3 protein-coding genes are annotated in these 4,289 nt (G+C 60.8%); 2 read left to right on the top strand and 1 reads right to left on the bottom strand.

What is annotated here, in order from left to right; translation table 11 throughout:
* Window positions 1-151: 151 nt before the first annotated feature.
* Complete coding sequence (locus tag GR328_RS26290) at window positions 152-1,741, bottom strand: ISL3 family transposase (RefSeq protein ID WP_160888594.1); 1,590 nt, start codon at window positions 1,739-1,741, stop codon at window positions 152-154.
* A 523-nt stretch (window positions 1,742-2,264) separates the two neighbouring features.
* On the opposite strand from GR328_RS26290, the gene GR328_RS26295 reads away from it, so the two are divergent.
* Window positions 2,265-3,527: a serine hydrolase domain-containing protein gene (locus tag GR328_RS26295; RefSeq protein ID WP_160888595.1), complete on the top strand. Its 1,263-nt coding sequence runs from the start codon at window positions 2,265-2,267 to the stop codon at window positions 3,525-3,527.
* Window positions 3,528-3,860: 333 nt separating this feature from the next.
* Window positions 3,861-4,289, top strand: a 429-nt coding sequence (locus GR328_RS26300) for a hypothetical protein (RefSeq protein ID WP_160888596.1), incomplete at its 3' end; no start/stop codon positions are given.

Genomic DNA, 4,289 nt, shown 5'->3' on the forward strand with positions numbered 1-4,289 from the left:
AGCCGCCCAGGAACTCGCCCGCCACTCCAACGATCTCAGCCACGAGGTCGCCACCTTCCTCCAGGGTGTGAAAGCCGCTTAAGAATTGAAAAGCTGGAACAGGATGGCTCAGTGAGCTCGACGCATGCTCGCGCATCTTTCGCAAGCTATCTCACGGGGGCACCGTCAGCTTAACCCGGAGGTGAGGGGATGCTGTAAGGGATAGGGCCCGACGCAGGAGATCGAAGCCAGCTCGTCCATACATGGAGCGCTTCAGGAGCTTGAGGCGGGTGATCTGGCCCTCGGCTTGGCCACTGCTCCACGGCTGTGTCAGCGCCGCGCGGACAGCAGCCCCGTCCTGCTCCAGGTCGGCAGCAAAAGTCTCGACAGTCTGGATTCCTGATGACCGAGCTTCAGCAATCCACGCTGTCAGAGCCTGGATGGACGTCTGCTCACTGTTTTGGGGCTGGCGCTCACGGCAACACTGACGAATGAGGGTGCAGAAGCGCTCGGCGAGATCGGCCACAATCGCGGCCTCGGAATCTTGTCGCACTCGTGCCAGGACGGCATCCTCGGTTGCATCAAGTGCTGTCGTCTCGGCCGGAGCCGTCCGACGCTCGGCCATCCAGCGACAGACCTGCTTGGGTGAGCCGGCGAAGCCGAGATCCCCTAGCTCGCGCCAGAGGGCAGTGGCGATCTCGTATCCGGCGGCCAAGCGGGTATTGAGGTGATAGCGATACGGATCGAGGATGCTGGGTCCTGGCTGTCGCACGGCTCGCTCGGGAAGGCTTTCGGCCTGAGCAAACGTCCTTACTGTGCCGCGCGCCGGACCCATCGTGCGGCTGATCGCCAACAGCGTCTCTCCACGGGCATGTCGTTGCCGGACTTCCTCATAGAGAGCCTGCCAGCGGGTCCGGCTGTCAGCACTGGCGGCCTGCTCGGCCCGCGTGCGAGGATAGGCGCGGGTTCCTTGTTTCGAGGCTACAGGCGGATGATTGATGGGAGACAGACGCCGCAGCCGGACATGAGCTCTCGCCAACCAGCGCTCGACCATCTGGCGGGCATTCAACAGCAGATGCCAACGATCCGCGACCTGGATGGCCTTGGAGGCCGTGGCCGTGCCATTTTCGAATTCACTGGGGCGGTCGCGGACGATGATTCTGATCGTGGGGTGGCGCCGGAGCCATGCTGAGAACGTGGACGCGGTTCGGTCGGGCAAGAGCTCAATCGGCCTTCGGCGTTCCAGGTCGACCAGAATGGATCCGTAGGTGCGACCCTTCTTCATCGCCCAGTCGTCGACGCCGACAATGCGTGGTGGCTTGCGCGTCGCCAGAGGCAGGTTCTGCACGAGGCGCAAGACGGTGTCGGCGCTGGCCGGCATGGCGAGATGCGCGAGGAGCCTGGCACCAGGCTCACCTCCCAGGGCGATGCCGATCCTGCCTTGAGCCTTGGCCAGCCTTGATGTGCGTCTGGCATAAGGTCTGAGAAGACGCGGGAGAGCTTCCGCAAAGGTTTGTTTTGAGCAGCTTGTGTTGCGGCAGTAGAAGCGGCGCATACGAACGTTTAGGCGAACCTCCCGCACGAAGGACGAGAGATCCGCAGGTTGCCGAAGATAGGTGCTGTGGATGCTGGCGCTGATGTGCCGACAGGCAGGGCAGCGACCATGGGGAGCACACCCCTCGACTGCAACGGCGAGGGTGTTCTGACCCTGAGGAGTGACGTGGCGTATCCGACAACCGGGCATGAGCGAAAGCGAGTTCATGCGCCGCTCTGCCGGTGGAAATCGGCGGGATCAGGTCACGTTAAGGCGATTCTTCCACGCAAAGTGCGGGAGAGCCACGAATAGGAGGGAAGGCTAAACCACGTCCAGCTCCGCCGGCATCGTCTTCCCGGCAGCGAGTAACGTGCTGTACGGGATCGCGCCTTCGTCGCGTGGCGCGATGCGACTGGTGCTGCTCTCGTAGGCTGATGTGGGCTGACTTAATGGCTGTCCCAGCGGTAGCTTCGTCTATTGACGTCAACTTGGCAGCACCTGTGTGCATCATGGCTGCCGTGCAAAAAACTCAATGGTGTGTCAGGTGAATCACCCGCACGAGAGCTTGGTTCTTGTTCTCCGCGTAAGCCGACCGTCTCACGCCGTCGACTAGGATGACCCTGTCAGATCGTCTAAGCAACAATATACGCGACCTCCATACCCCTTTGGCGCGACTGGCCGCATGCGCCGGTCTGCCTAGAACAATCTGCACCGGCGTGGGCGAAAGCCCAGTGTCCGAGGGAGGAACAGCATGAAGACCCACGTTCTCTTGCCTATAGTCGGCTTCTTGACCGTCGCACCACTGCAACCGGCGCTTGCCGAAAACGGACTTCAAGGATTCTCACAAGAGCGGCTGGAGCGGATCGCCCCTGTGATGAAGGAGGAGATCGCCAAAGGAACGATGCCCGGGGCGGTGACGCTGATTGCCCGCAATGGTCAGATCGTCCATTTCGAAGCGCATGGCTCTCTTGATGCCGCCAAGACAAAGCCGATGACTAAGGATGCGGTATTCCGCGCATTCTCGATGACCAAGCCCTTCACCTCTGTGGCTGCAATGGCACTCATCGAGCAAGGCAAGATGAGCCTTCGTGATCCGATCTCGAACTGGATGCCCGAATTCAAGCAGATGAGCGTCCTGACGGAGCAAACGGACGAGCGTGGTAGAACAATCCGCGTCGCCGTACCGGCCAAACGTCAGATTACGGTTCATGATCTACTGCGACACACGTCGGGGTTCACCTATGCAGGTAGCGCGCCATTTCCGGAGTTGAAAGAGGCTTACGAAAAAGCCGAGATCGAATCCCGCAACGTGGATCTGCCGCCCGAGGAGTTGATCAAACGGCTTGCAAGTATTCCGCTCGCTTATGAGCCCGGAACCCGGTGGGAATATGGCGTCTCAACCGATGTGCTGGGTGTGCTCGTTGAGCGGGTTGCCAGCAAACGGCTGGATCATCTCCTGGATGAAATCCTGTTCAAACCGCTCAAGATGAAGGACACGAGCTTCCAGGCATCTCCTGAGCAGATGCCCCGCCTTGCCGATGCTCTCGACACGGACCCACAGAAGGTCGACGCCTGGAAGTGGGTCCGTGTCGAGGCGGATCCCGGCAAGCGCTACCGGCTTGGTGGGGCGGCCGCTGTGACAACCGCGGAGGATTACTTCCGATTTGCGCAAATGATGCTCAACAAAGGGGAACTCGACGGCGTCAGGATTCTTTCCCGCGAGACTGTCGAATACATGATGTCGGACCACATCGCGGGTCTGCGGGGGTCTCCAGCTCCAACCACGGGTCCCGGCTATGGCTTCGGCCTCGGTTTCGGCGTGCGCTTGCAGGAAGGTGTCGCATGGGTGCCAGGCTCGACCGGTGACTCCATGTGGGCCGGCGCCGGTGGTACGAGTTTCACCATCGATCCCAAGGAGAAGATCGTTGGCGTGTTCATGGCCGCAGCACCAACACCACGGCTGCACACGCGCTTTCTCTTCAAGAACCTGCTTTACGGAGCACTGGTGGACTAACGAGAGCGCTTGCCGCTCTAACACCGGCTTGACCCCGCTTTGGCGCGCCGAGCGGGGGCATAAGCCGGGATGGGAGAGTCTCATCACTTGGGAGCCACGCTTGCACCAAAGAGGCTGGATCGCAGGTGATGTCACGGCAGGTTTTGGTCAGAGGCTCGTGGCGTAAGATCCGCGGCAGAGGCAGCCCCTCAGCGACGAGCGCCATCGGTTCCCGTGTCAGATCATTGCGGCATTCGGTGGTAAATGCCACCAGATTTTTGGACCTGATCCGGTAATGTCCGCCGCCAATTGTGCAACAGGATGTTGCACAATTCGAGTCGAGCGGAGTGTGGAATGGCGGGCGCCGTTGAGGAGTTGTTGAAGAAGCGTGCCGAGCTGACTGGACAGCGCCAAACTCTCGAACAGCAGATCAAGCAAATAGACGGCGACGTGGCAGCCATCGATCAGGTCGCAAGGTTGTTCGACTCAAGCATTCTGCCGACCACAACCCCAAGGAAGAGGGCGCCCGCTGGCAGAAGTCCATTCTCGGGAGAGAACCTGAGCGCGATCGTCCTCAAGACGATCCGGGAAGCTAAGGAACCCATCAGCACGGCAGCGTGCTCGGCGGCCATCGCAAGGGATAAGGGACTCTCCGGGGACGATCCCTTTCTCAGGACGATGCCAAGCCGGATCTCGGCCACCCTCTTGAACCTGGAGAAGCGCGGACGCGTAAGGCAGACAGGAACTGTCGACGGGCGCAAGAACCTCTGGGAGATCGCACGC

It is taken from the genome of Microvirga makkahensis (assembly GCF_009830105.1).
Classification (GTDB): domain Bacteria; phylum Pseudomonadota; class Alphaproteobacteria; order Rhizobiales; family Beijerinckiaceae; genus Microvirga; species Microvirga makkahensis.

Bases quoted from the DNA above. Each gene is read 5' to 3' on its own strand.
- GR328_RS26295 (WP_160888595.1), top strand. From the start codon at position 2,265: ATGAAGACCCACGTTCTCTTGCCTATAGTCGGCTTCTTGACCGTCGCA.
- GR328_RS26290 (WP_160888594.1), bottom strand. From the start codon at position 1,741: ATGAACTCGCTTTCGCTCATGCCCGGTTGTCGGATACGCCACGTCACT.